This is a genomic window from Priestia sp. BR_2 (assembly GCF_041954005.1).
GTDB classification, from domain to species: domain Bacteria; phylum Bacillota; class Bacilli; order Paenibacillales; family Paenibacillaceae; genus Paenibacillus_AQ; species Paenibacillus_AQ lautus_A.
Genome location: NZ_JAVFHM010000290.1, coordinates 1 through 505 on the forward strand (window position 1 = coordinate 1; position 505 = coordinate 505).

Below are 505 nucleotides of genomic sequence, written 5' to 3' on the forward strand. Positions count from 1 at the left end.
TGAACGGAAGGGTGAACAATCCGAGGGCGTTCAGCAGGAGCGAGCCCACGATCAGCTTCTTCACCCCGACCCGGTGATATAACGCGCCGCCAAGGAGCTGACCCGCGATGCCCCCCATGGACTGAATCAAGATGACAAAGACAGCATCCTGCATGCTGCGTCCCAGCTCGTCGAATACGTACATCGTTGTCAGCGGCCACATCAAGGAGCCGCCTGCGGAGGCAACGAGACTTGCAACAAGAAAACCTTTTACTTCCTTAGGGTCCTGCTCCAACCATTTCATGTTTATTATCACCCAGCAGCCTCTCAGCAGTATATTTACGCATACAACCTAAAATAGCCCCACAAAATGGCGCCTGCGCTCCGATGCTTATTCCAAATACTCTGCGGGGACCCCAAATAACTTTATAAATTCTAATATATTAAAAAAAAGCCCATGCGAGCTTTTATAAATTCTTCTTAAAGGAAAGAGGCAAAGGCCTTCTATTTTGATACTCCTATAACC

At 48.5% G+C, this 505-nt stretch carries 1 pseudogene; it reads right to left on the reverse strand.

Annotation, left to right across the window (positions count from 1 at the left end):
- A pseudogene (locus tag RB298_RS23540) lies at positions 1-283 on the reverse strand (MFS transporter); the annotation flags it as partial.
- Positions 284-505: the final 222 nt, after the last annotated feature.